The organism is Paenibacillus periandrae (genome assembly GCF_022458865.1).
GTDB lineage: Bacteria > Bacillota > Bacilli > Paenibacillales > NBRC-103111 > Paenibacillus_S > Paenibacillus_S periandrae.
Genome location: NZ_JAJNMU010000007.1, coordinates 235,781 through 256,227, shown reverse-complemented (window position 1 = coordinate 256,227; position 20,447 = coordinate 235,781). Strand labels below are relative to the sequence as shown.

10 protein-coding genes are annotated in these 20,447 nt (G+C 45.2%); 7 read left to right on the top strand and 3 right to left on the bottom strand.

All coding sequences use genetic code 11. The features are described 5' to 3' along the window. Nucleotides 1–200: 200 nt before the first annotated feature. Nucleotides 201–1,634, bottom strand: coding sequence for a SpoVR family protein (locus tag LRL21_RS13705; protein WP_240416337.1), 1,434 nt, complete (start codon nt 1,632–1,634; stop codon nt 201–203). Beyond that, nucleotides 1,631–2,791, bottom strand: coding sequence for a sporulation protein YhbH (yhbH, locus tag LRL21_RS13700; protein WP_240416336.1), 1,161 nt, complete (start codon nt 2,789–2,791; stop codon nt 1,631–1,633). The genes LRL21_RS13705 and yhbH overlap by 4 nt, the downstream gene beginning before the upstream one ends. A gap of 562 nt (nt 2,792–3,353) precedes the next feature. Here yhbH and LRL21_RS13695 point away from each other — a divergent pair. The 7 genes from LRL21_RS13695 (at nt 3,354) to LRL21_RS13665 (ending at nt 18,691) form a co-directional block, all read left to right on the top strand. Next, nucleotides 3,354–4,409 (top strand): tartrate dehydrogenase, encoded by a 1,056-nt coding sequence (locus tag LRL21_RS13695; RefSeq protein ID WP_240416335.1) that lies wholly within the window; start codon nt 3,354–3,356, stop codon nt 4,407–4,409. A gap of 38 nt (nt 4,410–4,447) precedes the next feature. Beyond that, nucleotides 4,448–5,065 (top strand): SGNH/GDSL hydrolase family protein, encoded by a 618-nt coding sequence (locus LRL21_RS13690; RefSeq protein WP_240416334.1) that lies wholly within the window; start codon nt 4,448–4,450, stop codon nt 5,063–5,065. 23 nt (nt 5,066–5,088) lie between these two features. Continuing rightward, the gene (locus LRL21_RS13685; RefSeq protein WP_240416333.1) at nt 5,089–6,309 is read left to right on the top strand and encodes a mandelate racemase/muconate lactonizing enzyme family protein; all 1,221 of its coding nucleotides are present in this window, start codon (nt 5,089–5,091) and stop codon (nt 6,307–6,309) included. Between the two features lie 528 nt (nt 6,310–6,837). Continuing rightward, on the top strand, nt 6,838–7,326 hold the full coding sequence (locus tag LRL21_RS13680) for a hypothetical protein (RefSeq protein WP_240416332.1): 489 nt from the start codon (nt 6,838–6,840) through the stop codon (nt 7,324–7,326). Further along, nucleotides 7,298–8,302, top strand: coding sequence for a helix-turn-helix domain-containing protein (locus tag LRL21_RS13675; RefSeq protein ID WP_240416331.1), 1,005 nt, complete (start codon nt 7,298–7,300; stop codon nt 8,300–8,302). The genes LRL21_RS13680 and LRL21_RS13675 overlap by 29 nt, the downstream gene beginning before the upstream one ends. A 360-nt stretch (nt 8,303–8,662) precedes the next feature. After that, nucleotides 8,663–13,045 carry a cadherin-like beta sandwich domain-containing protein gene (locus LRL21_RS13670; protein ID WP_240416330.1) on the top strand — a complete coding sequence of 1,461 codons (4,383 nt, stop codon included), beginning with the start codon at nt 8,663–8,665 and terminating at the stop codon, nt 13,043–13,045. Between the two features lie 243 nt (nt 13,046–13,288). Beyond that, the gene (locus LRL21_RS13665) at nt 13,289–18,691 is read left to right on the top strand and encodes a bacterial Ig-like domain-containing protein (protein ID WP_240416329.1); all 5,403 of its coding nucleotides are present in this window, start codon (nt 13,289–13,291) and stop codon (nt 18,689–18,691) included. Nucleotides 18,692–18,800: 109 nt separating this feature from the next. Here the strand turns inward: LRL21_RS13665 and LRL21_RS13660 are convergent, their stop codons facing one another. Next, complete coding sequence (locus LRL21_RS13660; RefSeq protein ID WP_240416328.1) at nt 18,801–20,363, bottom strand: histidine kinase N-terminal 7TM domain-containing diguanylate cyclase; 1,563 nt, start codon at nt 20,361–20,363, stop codon at nt 18,801–18,803. Nucleotides 20,364–20,447: the final 84 nt, after the last annotated feature.

Sequence of the window (20,447 nt, the reverse complement as noted above, 5' to 3'; positions counted from 1 at the left end):
ATATTTTAACATATTTCGATTTATAGGATACTCTTTTTTTCTACTATTTTCCCTATATATTCGGCAATAAAGCGATGGGAAATACTTCTGTACGGACTGGAAAAGCCAAAAAACATTAGCTATACTACGCTAATGTTTTTTGCTTTACGTAAGTTTCGTCAATTTACACATACTTATTTGGCCGCAATATTTGATTTATCTTACAAAAACTTTCTGTTGTGCTTCTTGCCGTCATAGCTGAACAGTACAGGCTTTGCCTCAACAATCGACTCCAGATGCACGGTTTTCCCCCACAGCTGTTGAATGTAAGGCATCGTCCTTTCCACATATTTCAGATCCAGCTCCATGCCCTCGTAAGCATGCTTTAAGTATAACTCCCCGTTGCGGTCATAATTTCCATCCTCGACTACGATGTAGGGGAAGCCGCCGTTAACACGGGAATAAATCAATTGATCGCGGATGCTTTCCCACGATTTATCGGTTATTTTCCACTCCGGCCCCTTTTTCTCGAATACGTACAGATCGAGCTCATCGACGAGCTTCTTGGTCATGTAGTTGCGGACGAACGAAATATCCGAGTCATATTCACGGACATCGAACATTTTTTGCCGTCCTTCACCGCCCTTGCGACCTAGACGATCCCGTTCCTCCTGTGTAGGCTGATCCCAGCGTTTCTCGATATCCTCGAACATTTTCAAGCCCAAATAATACGGATTCAAGCTGTGCTGTGAAGGAACCACGACGGATGAATTCAGCTTCGCATATTCAATGGTTTCTTCCACACTCAGATTCAGCTCCCGCAAAATCCGCTGATGCCAATACGAAGCCCAGCCTTCGTTCATAATTTTCGTTTCCAGCTGCGGCCAGAAGTACAACATTTCATCTCGAAGCATGGTCATGATGTCGCGCTGCCATGGAGCCATGTACGGCGCATGCTCTTCGATAAACAGTACCAGGTCCTTTTCAGGAGCGGGTGGGAACTTGGGCACCTCCGTGTTTCTTGATTCCTTCTCTCTTAGAGGCTGATCCAAATTCCACAAATCCTCATAGCCCAGCTTGCGGTCGCGGTTATCCGGGTCAGGGGATTGCTCCTTGTTCTTGCCTCCGCCATATCGTCCCGCCTCATAGGGCTTGGAAATAATCGGGTCGACATGCTCCTGAATAGCGAGCACGGCATCGATAAAACGCTCAACCTCATCGGTTCCATATTCGACCTCATACTGGCGGATACGCTCGGCGGTTGCAGACATGCTTTCAACCATGTTGCGGTTGGTTTTGGAGAATCTCATATTGTTCTTGAAAAAATCGCAGTGGGCCAGTACGTGCGCCACGATCAGCTTGTTCTGAATTAAAGAATTGCCATCCAGCAAGAAGGCATAACAAGGGTCGGAATTAATGACCAGTTCGTAAATTTTACTGAGTCCAAAATCGTACTGCATTTTCATTTTATTAAAGGTTTTTCCAAAGCTCCAATGGCTAAAGCGGGTCGGCATACCATAAGCGCCAAAGGTGTAGATGATGTCCGCGGGACAAATCTCATAGCGCATCGGGTAGAAATCCAGTCCGAAGCCCGTGGCAATCTCCGTAATTTCAGCAATAGCCGTCCGAAGCTCCTGCATATCCGTACCGTTCATTGCACAGCCCTCCCGGCGGAGGCATTAGGGAAAAAGGTGCGCAGCGCTTTATATACCTCATTTTTCTCTTTGATTACATAATGGACGAACTTCGGATTATGAATATTGCGATAGGCCGACATCAACGTACTGCTGCGGTTATATTGATTGACCTCTCCATAACCGAACAGGTTGCAGCGTGCTACAAGCTCGCCGATCAATCTTACGCAGCGGTCGTTGTCCGATGTCAGATTGTCGCCATCTGAAAAGTGGAACGGATATATATTGTAACGGGAAGGTGGGTATCGCCGATCTATCATATCCATCGCCAGCTGGTAAGCAGATGAGCAAATGGTTCCGCCGCTCTCGCCTTTGGTGAAAAATTCCTCTTCAGTTACCTCCTTGGCTTCAGTATGATGAGCAATAAATACAATCTCTACATGCTCATATTTGGTGCGCAAAAAGCGCGTCATCCAAAAAAAGAAGCTGCGCGCCATATATTTTTCAAAGGAGCCCATAGAACCGGACGTATCCATCATCGCAATAATCAGCGCGTTCGATTGCGGCGTCACCTTTTCATCCCACGTTTTAAAGCGTAGATCGTCGGGATTGATATGGTGAATGCCAGGGTCGCCCGCTGTTGCATTACGCCGCAAATTTTCGAGGATGGTCCGCTTCTTGTCGATATTGGACATGATCCCTTTTTTGCGGATATCGTTAAAAATCACTTCCTTGGAGGTGAGCACATCCTTTTCCTTCTGCTGTAGATTGGGAAGCTCCAGTTCATCAAAGAGCATCGATTGTAATTCTTCCATCTCCACTTCCGCATCATAATAGTCATCCCCAGGCTGATCGCCAGCACCCTCACCCTTGCCGGGTCCTTTCGCAGGAGTCGGGTCAACACCTAAGACGTCTCCGACCTGGCTATCTCCATCTCCCTGGCCGACATGCTTGCTCTTGTTGTAGTTATAACGAAGGCGATACTCGTCGAGACTGCGGATGGGTACTTTGATGATTTGCTTGCCATCGGACATAATGATGCTCTCATCGCTAACCAGGTCAGGCAGGTTCTGCTTGATGGCTTCACGTACTTTTTGTTGATGGCGGGTTTGATCCTGATAGCCTTTGCGATGCAGGGACCAATCCTCGCGGGATACGGTAAACAAGGACTCTGTCATGACGGACACCTCCTTAGCGTTTTGCAAGGCAAAACTTACTTCGTGAGCAATTACCGAGTTTTGTGAAGCGCAATTTACTTCGTAAGTCTGACCCTTATGCACAGAAAACTTTACAACGTCAGACAAGCATCGGATGAGTTTAAAAGAAAAAGAGAAACAGTGCCTGTTACTAAATATATTCAAGCAGGTGGGGGATATGTGATAGGGCAGAAGGATCATTTTAAGTTGTTGGATTAACTTTGGATGTTAGAGTAATGATGAATAGGCTTCACTCCTGCACACCAGCTGATTCGATGATTGATGCACGATAAACAGGATTATCTCGCAAATATCGGGGATGAATCCTGTTTTTTTGTGATGGATGAACTGAAAATGAACGGAATATGATGATTATTGAAGTGCTTGCTAATGATTATCGCTAGCTGGAGCCCTTGTGGAGCAAGGTTTAAAAGATGTAAGCCAAAGATTATATCATGTAATCGCTTCCTGTATTACAATAAAATGAGCAGAGAACTGCAAAGAAGCCAAGCAGTGAAAATTGCCATGAGGAGTTGTGAAGAGAATGAAAAAATTCGAGCTTGCGGTAATTCCAGGTGATGGTATAGGTAAGGAGGTTGTGCCGGCTGCGCTGGAGGTGCTTGACACTTTGGCTGACGTACATGGAGGCATTTCTTTTACTTATACAAGCTTCCCTTGGAGCTGCGATTATTATATGGAGCATGGTCAGATGATGCCGGATGATGGTTTGCAAACGTTACAGGGCTTCGAGGCGATCTTCCTTGGAGCGGTGGGTGATCCGACACGTGTGCCTGACCATATATCGCTGTGGGGACTCTTGATCAAAATTCGCCGCGAATTTGAGCAGGTCATTAATATACGCCCGGCCAAATACTTCCGCGGATTGGAGTCGCCGCTGCTTAAGCCTAATGAGTTTGACCTTCTGGTTGTGAGGGAAAACAGTGAGGGTGAATATAGTGAAATCGGCGGGCGCATCCATAAAGGAGAGGATGAGCTGGCCATCCAAAGCGCTGTTTTCTCCAGAAAAGGAACCGAAAGAGCGATGCGCTATGCATTTGAGCTGGCACAAAAGCGCAGAGGGCATGTAACCAGTGCCACGAAATCAAACGGAATCGTACATACGATGCCTTTTTGGGATGGTGTTTTTAAAGAGGTAAGTCGTGATTATCCGGATGTACAAACAACATCGACGCACATTGATGCGCTTGCGGCATTTTTTGTAACCAAGCCTCATGTATTTGATGTCGTTGTAGCCAGTAATCTGTTCGGAGATATCCTGACTGACATTGGCGCCGCGATTATGGGAAGCATCGGGATTGCCCCCGCCGCGAATATTAACCTCAACGGCAAGTATCCGTCGATGTTCGAGCCTGTCCATGGATCAGCACCGGATATTCAGGGTCAAAACTTGGCAAATCCGATTGGGCAGATTTGGACAGCTAAGCTGATGCTGGAGCACCTTGGGGAGCACGAGATGGCAGACAAGCTGTTGAAAGTGGTGGAGGATGTAACTGACTCCGGTATCAAAACCGGTGATATCGGCGGGGCTTCGACAACAACAGAGGTCACAGCCGAAATATGTAAAAGGCTCAAGCAATAAGTCGCTATGTAGAACTGTTAAGGGGGAGGCCTGCGGAAATGAGGGACATTTTCGTTATTGGGGACAGCATTTCGATTCAATATGGCCCTTATTTAAGTGAGCAATTGGCGGGCGATTGGGGATATGACCGCAAGCAAGGCGACGCCCAAGCATTGATCGATCTGGATCAACCGCTTGGCGCTAACGGCGGGGATAGCAGTATGGTATTGGCTTATTTGAAATCGGTAGAGGCCCTGGGTACGAAGTATGACATTCTGCTCTTGAACTGCGGACTTCACGATATCAAAACCAATCTTGTAACCGGCAGCAAGCAGATTTCACTCGAGCAATATCGCCACAATATATCCGACATTGTAGATAAGGCATGCAAGATGTCGAATTCCTTCGTCTGGATTCGGACAACCGATGTCATTGATCATATCCACAATGCCAAATCGCGAAATTTTCACCGGTTTCATGCAGATGTTCTGGACTATAATGCTGCTGCAGATGCGATTATGCAGGAGCGCGGGATTCCCATCCTTGATTTGTACGGTTTCAGCCGCAAGCTTGGGGAAGCAGCCTTCTGTGATCACGTGCATTATACAGATGAGGTCAGGAAGCTGCAGGCCGCCTTTATTACCGGTTACTTATATGCCAAATTTGCAGATGCTTAACAAAAATTTTAGGAGGAACAGATATGGTTAACACTTATCACGATTTATCTTATTTGCATTTGGACAGCTCCCTTACCCAGGCACAAAGTGATGTCAGCATTGCGGAATTGGAGGCAGCGGCGAATTCAACCGTACTGAATGTGGAAGGTATCAGCTCTCCATTGATCATAGAGTCCATGGAACTGTTGTTTAATAACGGCTTATACTTCCTGCGCACGAGATCAAAGGATGGCTCAGAAGGCGTAGCTGTGGCTAGCGAACGTGCAGCTTATCTGTACCCTTTGCTTAAGCAGCTGATCATTCCTTACTTTATAGGCAAGGATGCCAGAGATTTGGAAAAGCTTCTGGATGGCGTATACGTGTATCAAAGCAATTATAAGCTGTCCGGACTTGCTTTGTGGTGCTGCATTTCATGGGTAGAAGCGAGTCTGCTGGATATGATGGGCCGAATAGTCGGCAAGCCTATCGGGGATTTGCTTGGAGGCGTCATTCGCAACGAGATTCCTATTTATGTAGCAAGCGGTAACAGGGGCACAACGCCTGAAGAGGAAATTGAAGTGCTGCAGCAGAAGGTCGCGGAAACGGGAGCAAGAGCAGTTAAATTCAAGGTAGGGGGCCGGATGAGCAAAAACGCCGATTCCATTCAGGGACGCTCTGAATCGCTGATTTATTTAACGCGCAAAACGTTCGGAGACGATTTCACGATACATGCTGATGGTAATGGTTCCTATGATCCTCAAGTCGCAATCGAATATGGTAAAATACTGGAAGAAATTGGTGCCTTCTTTTATGAAGAGCCTTGCCCTTTTGAGCATCTTGAAGATACCAAGGAGGTCGCAGACGCGCTGCATATTCCTCTTGCTTTCGGTGAACAGGAAACAAGCATAAGACGGTTTCGCTGGATTATCGATAATGATGCCGCACAGGTGGTACAGCCGGATTTACAATATAACGGGGGATTTATCAGAAATACACGTGTTGCCAGAATGGCAGCTTTAAAGGGCATACCGGTTACACCTCACATTAGCGGTGGGTATGGGTACATTTATATGCTGCATTTTGCTTCGTACATTCCGAATATAGGGAAGTTTCAGGAAGACAAAGCGGGAGTTAAAGTGACTGATTATTTATTCACGCCGCACATGGAAGTGAAAGACGGTGTTTTTCGGGCACCTACAGCTCCCGGTCTTGGTATGGATGTTAAAGTCGTTGATAAAGTGCTTCGTAAAGCGCTTGTCGTTTAAATGAAACTATCAAGAAGCTCGTGCTTGACACGAACTTCACTTGCACCTCTTATGATAGGCATTGGCTAACACCCGAGTGGGTAACCAATACTAGCGTAGGAGGTTTTTTTAAGAGATAAGAATGTATAAGTTTTCAGCGAAGCTGAACGATTCTTATCTCGCAAGAAAAGCTACATGTAAAACACGAATGTATCTTCATCGAATAGGCTTCGATCAGAAGCTTTTCTTATCTCATACTTGCTTTACATCGTGATTTCTTATGATTATCGAGAGAATTGCTGATGATTGTTTCAGTATGCCAAAGCTTTCCGCATTGCTGTTTGCGGTCATTAGAGCAAATGGCTTTGAACTGATTGTATCCCGTTATGGAGTTCCGATGCTATGCTCAGACCAACAAAGAAAAGGATGTGAATACTGGCCTGATTAGCAAGGAGGACATATGGAAAATGCTCGGTTTATGGAACGTTCACCACCTGCCAGGAGAGAAGTAAGCCTGTACCCACATACGAATATAATGGAGGATGAGACATGTCAGAGAACGTAACCCATACAGCGGTTGTAGAAGATTGCTTTAATATGATGTTTGCAGCGGAACATATTTGTAATGCCTTCAAAGAAGCTGGCCGCAATCATATCCAGTTTTCACAATTCGGCAGTGTAACCCGTTCCGGGGATAAATTTACAGTTGCACTGTTGGACAAATATCGGACCAATTGGGACGCAAGAAAGAATGAGGACAATTTAGGCTACAAGCTGGCTTTTGTGTTGGGCTGGTTGTGCCATCGCGCAGCCGACCGCCAGATGAAGGTCGTATTTCGTGAAGCCGAGCCCGAATCCAGACAGTTTCCTACGGATTGCAGCATCTATCATGATGCATTTATTTTTCACAGATTATATGAAAATAATAACAATACGCCATTTCCGTATCAAAAGGCACATTTTGAGACCAACATGGAGAGTCTGAGGGGTTCGGACGCCATTGATGTCCATGCAGCAGCAGTTGATACCGGCCCATAATCGTCTGATGCCGATAGTTGTCCAGTCCTCTCAGGTTACGCTTATTTTTGACGATCCCAAATCTACAGAGGAATTCAGAACCTATATGTATGCCATGGCCAAAAAGGTTCAGGACGAGGTTGGAAATTATTTGTCACTACGGATCAGTATTGGAATCAGCCGATCGTATGCTGGACTTCATGACGCTAATCGAGCTTATAAGGAAGCCATGGATGCATTGAAATACCGGGTTTTGTTTGGGCAGCAGACGATTCTTCATATTGATGACGTCCAACCCGCCCAGAATGTAACTACCGAATATCCTAAAGAACTGGAAAGACAAATTTTTGATGCAATCAAGATGGCAGAAAGAGACAAAATCCAATGTTTGCTGGATTCCTTTTTTGAGGAAATATCCGGGCAATATCATAACTATAATGACTATCAAATTGCCGTTACGCGTTTTTTTGTCAATCTGATCAGGCTTTTACAGGAAAGCGGAGTATCGCATTTGGAGCTGCTTGGAGGCGACCCGCCCCTCATGGAGCAGCTGCATGCGCTCTCATCGGTTGAAGATGCACGCAATTGGTTCAAATCTCAAATGATCGAGCCTGTGGTCAATGTGTACGAGGATCAGCGCAGAACCAAATACCAAACCATCTCCCAGGAAGTGGTACAGATGATTCATGACCGATATGATACCGACATCAGCCTGGAAGCCTGCTCCAATATGCTTAATTACCATCCAAGCTACATCAGTAAGGTACTCAGGCAAGAGCTTGGGATCAGCTTTAGCGACTATTTGATGCAATATCGGTTGAATAAGGCGAAGGAAATGCTGGAAGATACGGAAATGAAAATATCTGAAATTGCCGAAAAGCTGAGATACAACAATTCACAGAACTTTATTCGCTCGTTCCGTAAGCTTGCAGGCATGACGCCCGGCACTTACCGGGCAGAGTTTATTGAACGACAGTATCGGGCTGGGCGGTCTTGAGGAGTAACATATGTTAAGTGTAAACACAAGTCGAGTCGCTCTGTTTGTGTTTTTTTCTTTCATATAGAGACAAACTAATGAAATCACAATGGCATCTAGAAATACTCCATATTGTTAATATTAAAAAGTCATTATAATTATGTATACGCTTTCAAAATTACGTTGGACATAAGAATGAATAAATGCTCCAAAATCGGAGGCTTAGTTACATAATGGCAAATTGATTTTAATTTTTATTTTATAGCGAAAAGATTTGGAGGTGAGATCACTAAGCAAGTGGGGTCAATAAGTGATTTATTGAGGTGCTAATACAATGGCTTCGAAAACGGTTATAAATAACTTCTATGAGGTGAATCGCTTATGTTAAAACGAAATTCAAAATCTATTACGGGTCTTATACTTGTCATTGCCCTCGTCTTTTCTATGTTTCCGACCCTACCGTCATCTGTAGCTCACGCAGCCGTAACCAATCTACTGCCCTCTACTTTAACATTAAACGGTAACATTAAGGCTAGCTCGCAAAATAGCACTAGAACAGCAGCAAATATCGGTAATATAATCACTTGGACACAAGGGGCTAATACAGTCTACTCGGCATCCGGTTCAAATTTATGGGTAGCCATCGACCTTGGTTCTTCAAGCGATATAGAAGGGTTTAACTTTCACACTACGGCTATCGATACAAATACCATAAACCGTAGTTCACAGTATGAAGTAAGTTATTCAAATGACATTTCACCTTCTTCCCCTTGGAATAAGCTTTCTACCACACCTTCCAATAGCGCGATAACATTTTCACCAACAGCTAACGGATGGACTAGCGCCGCAGTTGTACCTACAAATATTCTAACTGGCACTCTTGCCAATGGAACCTATAGCTGGAGCTCAGATCCTAGTATTAATAGTGGTTACTACACATCAAACTTAACTTTTACTACTCCAATAACAGCGCGCTATATTTTGATTAATTATACTTTAAAGCCTTCTGCTACCGGTCAACTGGGTATTGGTCTCCTGCAAATAATACCTCCCGTTACCCTTTCTTCTTCATCAGGAATCTTCTATAAAACATTGCAAAATACACTATCCACTCAAATTAATCTTGACACTGCTACAAGTTTTACAGGAATTACCAATGGTTTGTACACGCTTATGCAAGGAACAGATTATACTTTTGATGCAAACAGCAATGTCGTTACATTTTCAAATACCTATTTAAGCAGTCTTAATGGGAGCTATAATTTAAGCTTTAAATTTTCATCGTCATCCCTTCCCTATGCACTAACAGTAGCAGCAGCGGCCGATTCTTCCCTTTCATCTCAAGGTGCTATTTATATTCCTGCGTCGCCTTCTGTCATATCAACAACAATGTCCCTCAATAGCAACACTTTTACAAACATTAGTAAGGGTGCAACAATCTTGACTTCAGAGGATTATGTAAAATCAGGAGATACCGTTACCTTTAACCAAAGTTACTTAAACACACTTAGTATGGGAGTTCACTCTTTTTTCTTTAACTTTAATCAGGGGAATCCTCAAACCTATATGCTGACTATATCGGGCAAACCCCCAGTCGCCAACATTGATTATCGCTATTGGACTTTGCAGGAGCCACTCCCTGGTGGAGCAGGTCAAACATCGCAAGCATTACAAGCAGGTTATGCTGATCCATATTTCTACGTTGGGGCTGACGGAAGCCAAGTCTTTATGGACACCGCTGTGGGGGGGACTACATCCGGCTCAGCCCATCCTCGCAGTGAGCTAAGGGAATATGATCCTATAGCGGGAACAGATGCAGGGTGGTTGCCTGTAGGGGCTAACGCTATGACGAACACTGTTGCCGTTACCACTCTTGGAACTTCAAACGGTGTAGGTTGGACTACCATTGGGCAAGTGTTTGATACAGAAACAACAACCTTGTGCGAACTTGAATATGGATATGACCCAACTCGTCCCAATAGCAATATTCGCATACTGTATGAACCAAGTGGTATAAACTCGTTAGGGTACCAGTACCTTCCTATAAAAATCCCGTTAAATCAGTATTTCACATATAGAATGACCCTTAATGACCAAGTGCTATCAGTTTATCTAAACGGCGCCCTGATATTTAATGGACAAACAGCCAGCCCAAGCCAAGTTATACCGCCTAATCATCAATACTACTTTAAAGCTGGTAATTACGATCAAACTGCCACAAACGGTAATGTAAATTATGTTCCATACACCGTTGTTCAGTTTAAATCTATAAGCGTATATCACGCTCCAACAGTATCTAGCAACGCAGACCTGAGCTCATTGACGTTATCGAGCGGAACCCTAAATCCAGCATTTGCATCCGGTACGCCAGCTTATACTTCAAATGTGGCTAATGGCGTATCGAGCATTACCGTAACGTCAAGTGTATATGATAGTAACGCTATGGTGACTGTGAACGGAGCTCCAGTAATAAGCGGTCAAGCAAGCAGTGCTATTAACTTGAATGTGGGCAGTAACGTTATCCCAATCGTAGTGACAGCACTGAACGGAACAACGAAGACCTACAGTATTACAGTGAACCGTGCAGCCCCGAGCAGCAATGCAGACTTGAGCTATTTGACACTATCGAGCGGTACGCTCAGTCCAGCATTTGCATCCGGTACAACGACCTACGCTTCGACAGTAGCTAGCGGCGTATCGAGCATTACCGTAACGTCAAGCGTGTACGATAGTAATGCTACGATGACCGTGAACGGAACACCGGTAGTAAGCGGTCAAGCAAGCGGAGCGATTGGTCTGAATCTGGGAAGCAATATCATCACCATTGCAGTGACAGCGCAGAATGGCACAACGAAGACCTACAGTATTACAGTGAACCGTGCAGCAGCACCAAGCAGCAACGCAGACTTGAACTCTTTGACGCTATCGAGTGGAATCCTAAGCCCGGCATTTGTATCCGGTACAATGGAATACGCTTCGACAGTAGCTAGCGGCGTATCGAGCATTACCGTAACGGCAAGTGTGTACGATAGCAATGCTACGATGACCGTGAACGGAACTCCAATAATAAGCGGTCAAGCAAGCGGAGCGATTAGTCTGAATCTGGGAAGCAATACTATCACCATCGCAGTGACAGCGCAGAATGGCACAACGAAGACCTACAGTATTACAGTGAACCGTGCAGCAGCACCAAGCAGCAACACAGACTTGAACTCTTTGACGCTATCGAGTGGAATCCTGAGCCCGGCATTTGTATCCGGTACAACGGCTTATACTTCAAATGTGGCTAGCGGCGTATCGAGCATTACCGTAACGTCAAGTGTGTATGACAGCAATGCTACGATGACCGTGAACGGAACTCCAGTAATAAGCGGTCAAGCAAGCGGAGCAATTAGTCTGAATACGGGAAGCAATACCATCACCATCGTAGTGACAGCGCAGAATGGCACAACGAAGACCTACACAATCAATGTCTTACGTCTGCAATCAAACTCTTCTTCTAATAGTAGCAGCACGGGTTCCTCATCTGGAGGAGGAGCAGGGACTTCTCCAACGCAGGTTGGGCAAGCGACCCCAATTAACACAGAAGTTAAAACTGTTGGTGGAAAATCAGTAGCGCAGGCCAAAGTGGATGATAAAATTATCGATACGGCTTTGAAAGCTTCTGTTAACGGGAATATCATACTGGCCGCGGATTCAAATGTAAAAGCGGACCAGATCAATGTATCTTTCAACAGCGGCGCTTTGCAAAAAATCACGAAGGATGACAAAGCGAAATTGCTGACGGTTGAGACGCAGTTAGGAAATTATGAGCTGCCAGTCAAACAGATTAATCTTCAAGACCTCGCTGCGAAGCTCGGTGTATCTATTGAAAATGTGAATTTGGAAATTCATGTTTCCCTTAATGATTCCGCTGCAGACAAAGCAAAGGCATCGGGTCAAAGGGTTCTGGCAGTTGCCGATTTTACAGTTAAGGCTACTTCATCTGATGGAAAAAGCATAGAAGTTTCAATATTCTCTCAATATGTACGTCGTACCCTCAAAACGGAAGCAAGCTTAAATACGCGCAACTTGGCAGCAGTTCGTGTCCAAACGGACAACCAAGGTATTACCACTTACCAGCCTGTTCCGTTTACTGTAAATGGAAAAGAAATATCACTCTACAGTAGAACCAATAGTACTTATATGTTGTTAGAAAATAACACTACATTTGCTGATATTAAAAATCATTGGGCAAAAGACGAAATCGAGAGTATGACTAACAAGTTTATTGTGCAAGGTGTCACGAAGGATGAATTCCAGCCGGATCAAGCCGTTACTCGTGCTGAATTTGCAGCATTGATTGCCAGGACGATCGGTTTAACATCCGAAACCTCGTCCAAAATCAAATTTACCGATGTTCGTTCCAATGATTGGTTTGAGGGTCAAGCATACGCCGCGACGGAAGCCGGTATCGTAACCGGTTATGACGATCAAACCTTCCGTCCGAATCAACCCATCTCCCGTGAGGAAATGGCAGTCATGATTTATCGAGCCATGAAGTTTGCAGGATTCGATGATGCTGGTGCAGTACAGAAAGTAACATTTACGGATGACAATCTTTTCGAGAATTGGGCTAAGGAAGCCATCTCCGTAATGGCCGACAAGAAGATCGTGGAAGGTGTCGCTTCGAATAAATATGACCCGAAGGCAACGGCGGCTACACGCGCTCAAAGCGCAGTGATTTTGCAAAGAATGTTAGCCAAGCTTTCCTTCACTAACTAAAAATTGGTTGTAAAAAGCGCCTCTCTGTGTAGTTGTTGAACTTACCTTTGTGTAAGTCCGATACCTGCATGGGGAGGTGCATTTTGGCGTCGGAACACCATATTATTCGATATGCTTAATTTAACTTTATGTTTATAACATTGAAATACAATGCCCGGATTATTGTTGTAACCGCTGGACTCCGATATGCTTGTATTTCCATAGAGAATTCTTAAATATGAAGTATGAGGAGTAATGAGACTAATGAGGAAATCTAAACAGCTGTTGGCATTGATCATGGTATTCGTATTATTGGTATCTGTGTTTCACATTACAGCTTCTGCAGCAACCGACCTCCCACCTATGATTAGCGTCAAGAGTGATTGGCAGGGAACGATTATGGGGGATGTGGGTGGACAGGACAAGATTGTTGCCAGCAATTTCGGCATTACGGAAGAGAACGGCAAAGTAACGATGAAAAGCACAGGTGATAGAGGGAAAATTCAAGGCTCCGACAGTGGAGCAATTGAAGGGATTGCCTATTATTACAAGGAAATTCCTGCTAACACCAATTTTGAACTAACGGCCAAGGTCAATGTAGACAAATGGACGGCTAATGGTCAGGTAGCCTTCGGTATTATGCTGAGGAGCAATATATTGACGAATACCCACCAAGCCTCCTACACTGGAGATTATATGGCACTAGGCGCCTGGGAACAGAAAATGGAGGCCTTTTATAAGCAGGGAACCGTCAAAATTCCAACGAAAATGCTGTTTGATAAATCAATCGCACCCGCTGCAGGCAATGTGTATGATCTGAGCCTGAAAAGGTCTGGGAACGCTTACTTATTGAAAATCGGCAATCAGACGCAAGTTATTGATGATTTCACCGGAACAATTGCTTATGCAGGTTTATTTACAGCGCGGAATACGACAGTCACCTATAGTAACGTGAAATTAACTATAGACACAAGAACACCAAGCTCCTTGAAGCTGAATACGACATCCTTCAAAAATGATTATTTTGTCGGCGATAACCTGGATCTGGCTGGCTTACAGGCAACAGCTGTATATGCGGACCAGCATGAAGAAACACTGACGACCAACGATTATATTGTATCTGGCTTCGATAACACTAAGACGGGAACCCAAACCGTTACGATCCATTTTAATGGTAAAACAGCAGCGGTTACTGTGAATGTCAAACCGCTCGTTGTTACCGCTTTGGAGCTGCAATATTTGCCAGCCAAAATGGTTTATTATCTTGGAGACCTGTATGATCCTCAGGGATTATCGGTGATCGGACAATACAATAACGGAGCGAGTAAAGAAGAGCTGTCCAGCACCCAATACACCACCTCGATAGCTGGAGCAACTGTGAGTGGAGCTACGTATAAGCTGGATTCGGCTGGAAGCAAAACCGTTACGATCCGCTCCAGTGTGACTACAGCTACATATACGACATTTGATGTTGTCGTTAAACCTGCTCTGATTACCGGTTTGGAAATCAGACAAAATCCACAAAAAACAGTCTACTACATAGGGGAATCCTTCGTCCCTGATGGGATGACTGTATATGCTACCTATAGCGACAATTCGGTAGTCAAGCTGATGCGAAATGAATATAGTTTGTCTGCGCTGGACAGTACAAGTGCAGGTCCCAAGCAGGTGTGGCTCACCCATAAGACGGCTCAACCAGTACCGATCAACGTGACCGTCAAGCAAAAGGAGCTTGTTGGCATTCAAGTCACCCAATATCCAAAAACAACGTATACGGTAGGTCAGACTTTTGACAAAACAGGCTTGGTCGTATCCTCTGTTTTTGATAATACCTACAAAGAAACGTTAGCTGCGAGCCAATATACGGTAGATGCATCTGCTTTTAACTCCGCAGCAGCAGGAAGCTATGACATCCGAATCGTACCGGTGAATACGGGGCTAGCACCGATCATTCTTCCTACAACGGTCAGAGCCGTGACTGAATACCCATGGAAATCGACTGAATTCGGACAATCTTCATCCGTTGCAAACAACAAGGTAACGATCAAGGAAGACGGAACCATTCAGCTCGTGGCGCTGGAAGGCGGCGGTAAAGTAACCGGAGATCATGATGGTATTACGTATTATTATACGGAGCTGGATGCCAATCAGGACAATTTCAGCTTATCTGCTGATGTGAAGGTTGTGGCGTATGCCAAAGAACCGTATGACGGTCAAGAATCGTTCGGCATCATGGCGAGAGATGTTATTGGAACGCCTGGTGATTCCAGCGTCTTTGCTTCCAATATTGCAGCCATAGGCGGTTACAGTGGAGGCACAACCAAAGCGAACGGAACCCAATTATTCGTAAGAACCGGGGTAAGCTCACCGGATGGGGCTGGCAGCTTGGGCATTCAAAACACGATGCTCAAAGCAGAAAGGCCATCTGTTAGCAATACGTATCCTGCGGCAGACTACAAGCTGACGCTTGCCAAAACAAACAGCGGGTTTACAGGCAAATTGAACGCTGGGAATGAGGAAATATTTTTCGTGCCGGACATTTTAAAAGCGCAGGACCCTAATAAAATGTACGTAGGCTTTTACACAGCCCGTCTGGCAACGATAGAAGTCAGCAATAAACAATTAACGGTAACTGCGGCTCAAACAGATGCACCCAAAGTGGAGGCACCCAAGGCTGCCGTAACCCCATCGTTGGATGTGGTATCGTTATCGAGAACCTCCAAGACAGCTTACGCGCTGGGGTTAAAAGTGAATGTGAAGGGTACGATCACAGTTAAGCAGGGGCAATCTGTCATCGCATTGGATCAGGCTATCTCGGCCGACAAGGTTTTGACAGTGAATACGACGCTTAATGCCAACAGCTCTACAGGATTCAGTATCGCATTTATACCTGATGATACGCAGCTGCTGACCTCTTATGATAAAATGGTTAAAAACTATACGGTTGAGATGAAAACTTATGCAGATAACGGGGATATCTATGTATCGCCGACTGGAACAAGCAAAGGTACAGGTACCCTTAACAGTCCGCTTGATCTGGATACCGCAATTGATTTTGTTAAAGCCGGGCAAAAAATTATCGTGCAAGACGGTCGATACATACGTTCCTCCAAGCTCGATATTAAAAAGGGCAATGATGGAACAGCAGACGCCAAGAAATATCTGGTTGCGGCTGCGGGTACAAGACCGATCATTGATTTTGACAAAAAATCTGAAGGTGTTGTGCTGAGCGGCAATTACTGGCAGGTTCAAGGCATCGACTTTACCCGCACAGCAGGCAATACAAAAGGCTTTACTGTAGGCGGTAGCTACAACCTTGTTGACAACTGCAAATTTTATGATAACGGTGATACCGGACTGCAAATCAGCAGCACAGACGGCTCCAGTGATAAGACCACTTGGCCCTCCTACAATTTGATTCTTAATAGTGAATCGTATGATAATATCGATCCTTCCAATAATAATGCCGATGGCTTTGCGGCCAAGCTGACAGCAGGTGTCGGGAATGTATTTAGAGGGGATATCGCTCATAACAACATTGATGACGGTTGGGATTTATATACCAAAGCAGGCTCGGGTGCTATCGGTGCTGTCATTATCGAAGATAGTATCGCTTACAATAATGGCACTTTAACGAATGGTACGGTCGGTGCCGGAGACAAAAATGGCTTTAAGCTGGGCGGTGAAGGGATTCACGTTCCTCATATCATTCGAAACAGTTTGGCTTTTGGCAATGGCGCTTATGGCTTCGCCAGCAATAGTAATCCGGGTGTTCGGGCTGAGGGTGGCAACATCGCTTATAACAATGCCAAGGGCAACATGAATTTTACAACCTACAGCGGCATTACTACAGATTTCCGAATTAATGGATTCATTTCCTATCAAAAAGGGATAACGGCAAAAGACAGCTATCCATCGAGTCTGGCTTCAGACAGCAATTATATGTTTAACGGCTCGGTATCGGCTAATAAATCGGGTACAGCCCTTTCAGATGCCAACTTCGTCAGCCTGCAGCCAACCCTGCCTTACCAAAGAAATGCGGATGGCACGATCATTCGGGGCGACTTTCTGAAATTTAAGCTGCTGGCTCCAACGGGTCTTACCGCTGTATCAGGAAGAACAGAGGCAACGCTTACCTGGAATCGTGTTGCGAACGCAACTTCCTATACGATTAAACGCAGTATGGATAACGTAACCTTTTTGCAGATTGGTACTACTACGGAGCTGACTTATACGGACTCGGGCTTGCTTCCAGGGAAAAATTACTATTACACGGTGTCTGCTGACAATGATAAGGAAAGCGCCAGCTCTGCTTCAGTAGCTGTTTATACAATTCCCGGTAATTCAGGCTCCTCTTCAACGGGCAGCTCTGGGGGTGGAGCGGGATCAGACAGCGGCTCTGCTTCTGTACAAACGATTGTGAATGGCAGTGAGATTCGTGTGGCTCCACAGCAAGTAACCGTTGATGGAAAAGCGGCTGCACAGGTCACAATCGATTCGGTTGTATGGGGCAAAGCCGTAGAATCCCTAACCTCCAGTAATCCCAAGGTGACGGTTGAAGTCACAGGCTCGGAGCTTGTCAAGATCGTGCAAGTCACAGCCTCGTTAATCGCTGCCGCTGTTTCCAAGGCATCTGATGCGATTTTGTCGATCAAAGCAAGCGGCGTTACTTATGATCTTCCCTTAAAGGTGTTGGATGTTAACGAACTGGCACTTTCACTGGGTGTGGATGCTAAAGACCTAAAGCTGAACATTTCCGTAGAAAAAGTGAGTGGAGCGCTGGCAGACACTATCGCAGCTTATGCAACCAAGAATAGAATTACTTCGTTGGCTGGTGCTGTAGACTTTATGATTACAGCTGAGGCTAACGGTAAGACGGTAACGGTAAGTGATTTCGGTACCGTATATGTATCAAGATCGTTCGAGATATCTCATTCTGTGGATACGAAAAAAGCAGCAGGTGTGCTGTATAACCCGGTTACGGGCACGATGACGTTCGTACCTACGTTGTTTACAAGCAATGGAAGCAGCCTGATGGCAACGATCAAAAGACCTGGCAATAGCATATATACGGTGGTTCAGTCCAATAGAACCTTTGCCGATCTGAATGGTCATTGGGCACAGGCTGATATCGAACTGCTTGCTTCCAAACTGTTGATTAAGGGTGCGACCGATACAACCTTTGTTCCGCAAAAATCCATCACACGCGCTGAATTCGCAGCACTGCTGGTGCGAGCGGCAGGTTTGAACGAAGAGCAGACAGCGTTAGCTGAACAAGCTGCGGCCAAATTCCCCGATGTCCAAGCAACCGATTGGTATGCAGGTGCAGTAGGAGCCGCTTCGAAAGCAGTTCTTGTTGATGGATTGGAGAATGGAAGCTTTCAGCCTAATGCGACGATTACCCGTGAGCAAATGGCTGTGATGATTGCACGTGCGATCCAACTGTCAGGCAAGAAGTACGATACGGATGCCAAAAAGCTTGCAGCATTCGAAGATAACCTTGCCATATCTTCGTGGGCCAAGGACGCAGCTGCAGGAGCACTGAATGCCGGTATTGTGAATGGGACAACAGTACGGACATTTGCGCCTGACAGCAAAGCTACCCGAGCTGAAGCAGCAGTTATGCTGAAGCGTTTCTTGTTATTTGCCGAATTTATGAATGAATAGTCAAGGGATGAACAAGGTGCGGATTTATTGAGCCCATCATGTTGAACATTGAAAAGCCTGCTCGTGCCACACTTAGGTGGCTTGAGCAGGCTTTTGTTTAATATCATCCTCACAAAGATGATGAGTGAACCTTGATTCGGTTGCGTCCCTCACGTTTGGCTGCGTATAAAGCATCATCTGCCTCGCGAATAAGCTGATTTAACGGGATATCAGGTAGAAGCGCAGTTAATCCAAAGCTGGCTGTAAGCGGGATAGGGGCTCCATCATACTGTACAGGCGATTCTTCAATGGTGGAACGTAGAGCTTCGGCAAGCTCTACAGCCACAGGTTGTGTGGTCCACGGCAGCCACAGGATAAATTCCTCTCCACCGTAACGGCCAAATAAATCATTCGACCGAAGCTGTTTCTGACATAATTTCACTACGTGCTGTAGGGCAATATCTCCTGCTTCATGTCCATAATTATCGTTGACATGTTTGAAGTGGTCAATATCGAACAAGAGGAGCGCAGCTGGCGCTTGCTGCCGATTCATCTGCTGCAGCTGTTGTTCGCAAGCATGTATGAATTGAGAACGATTATATATTCCCGTTAAACCATCAATGGCGGCCAGCTTTTGCAATCTTTGCAGCAGCTGAATACGTTCGGTAATATCGATCAGGGATACAATAACACCCACATGATGTTCAGCGGTATTTTCCAGAATTGGAGAAATGCGAACCTGGTAGTGAACGATCAGGCCGTCAATATGGAATTCTGTATCGTATTCGGTAATAAGCCTGGAGGGTTCTGCTGTCATTTGTTTAACCGATAAACCGGGAATCAAGCCATCCGCTGAGGTGCCGATGATCGCAGGGGTCAATAAGGGAATGACCTTGACAGCTGCCTGATTAAAACGGACAATGCGTCCTTCTTCATCCAGCACCAGAATCCCGTCGCGCATGCTCTCAAACACAGCTTGAATCGCTATCGGTGTAAGTGAAAACATCCGGAATGAGAAGATGGCAATCCCGATGAGTAAACAGGTCAAGCTCATGGATGCTGGCGTAACATTGATGCCGTAGGGAACAATATCGGTATAATACAGCGATGCACTTAATAATGGTATCGTGAAGGTAATCGCCATAGCGGCAATCTGCTTCCTGAAAATGAGTGAAGCTTTTTTCCATTGCAGAAACAGGATTACGATACATATCACAAAACAGGTACAGGAATAGGCGGCATCGAAGAAAAACCAAGGTCCCAAATGGACGTCACTGACTGGAAAAGGGCCATGTGTATATAATTCTATCGAACTGAAATAAAATCCATGCATGTCATTGCTAAGCTGAAGGATCAAGGTTAAGGATGGAATGACAAATAAAGCCCATAGCCTCGATCTTTTCAACTGTCTGCCCAGATGCGTATATTCAATCGTGATGAGTAGACATAAAGGTAGTAGGAACGGAACAAACAAATATTCCAGCTTGATCCAGTACATCATTTGGTGAAGAGAATCACTAGCCAGCTCGCCTGCATATGCAAAGGCATACAGCGAGCAAAACCCGCATAACAGCAAATAAGCTCGTGAGAGCGGCGTTTTACTAATTTTTTTGATGATATAGAGGGTGAGCAGCAGATTGAGCATAGCCGAAAAAATCGTGATTGTGATATAACCTGTTGCTGCTGTTGTCATGCCTGCTGGGTTCCTCCTCACATGCATTAGACTTTCTCATGATTGTAAAGTATCGCTTAGATTAACCATACTACATAATGATAC

What these genes read in the sequence shown, in the direction of transcription:
- LRL21_RS13660 (WP_240416328.1), bottom strand. Translation starts at nt 20,363, where the DNA reads ATGACAACAGCAGCAACAGGTTATATCACAATCACGATTTTTTCGGCT.
- LRL21_RS13685 (WP_240416333.1), top strand. Translation starts at nt 5,089, where the DNA reads ATGGTTAACACTTATCACGATTTATCTTATTTGCATTTGGACAGCTCC.
- LRL21_RS13695 (WP_240416335.1), top strand. Translation starts at nt 3,354, where the DNA reads ATGAAAAAATTCGAGCTTGCGGTAATTCCAGGTGATGGTATAGGTAAG.
- LRL21_RS13680 (WP_240416332.1), top strand. Translation starts at nt 6,838, where the DNA reads ATGTCAGAGAACGTAACCCATACAGCGGTTGTAGAAGATTGCTTTAAT.
- LRL21_RS13670 (WP_240416330.1), top strand. Translation starts at nt 8,663, where the DNA reads ATGTTAAAACGAAATTCAAAATCTATTACGGGTCTTATACTTGTCATT.
- LRL21_RS13675 (WP_240416331.1), top strand. Translation starts at nt 7,298, where the DNA reads ATGCAGCAGCAGTTGATACCGGCCCATAATCGTCTGATGCCGATAGTT.
- LRL21_RS13705 (WP_240416337.1), bottom strand. Translation starts at nt 1,634, where the DNA reads ATGAACGGTACGGATATGCAGGAGCTTCGGACGGCTATTGCTGAAATT.
- LRL21_RS13690 (WP_240416334.1), top strand. Translation starts at nt 4,448, where the DNA reads ATGAGGGACATTTTCGTTATTGGGGACAGCATTTCGATTCAATATGGC.
- yhbH (WP_240416336.1), bottom strand. Translation starts at nt 2,791, where the DNA reads ATGACAGAGTCCTTGTTTACCGTATCCCGCGAGGATTGGTCCCTGCAT.
- LRL21_RS13665 (WP_240416329.1), top strand. Translation starts at nt 13,289, where the DNA reads ATGAGGAAATCTAAACAGCTGTTGGCATTGATCATGGTATTCGTATTA.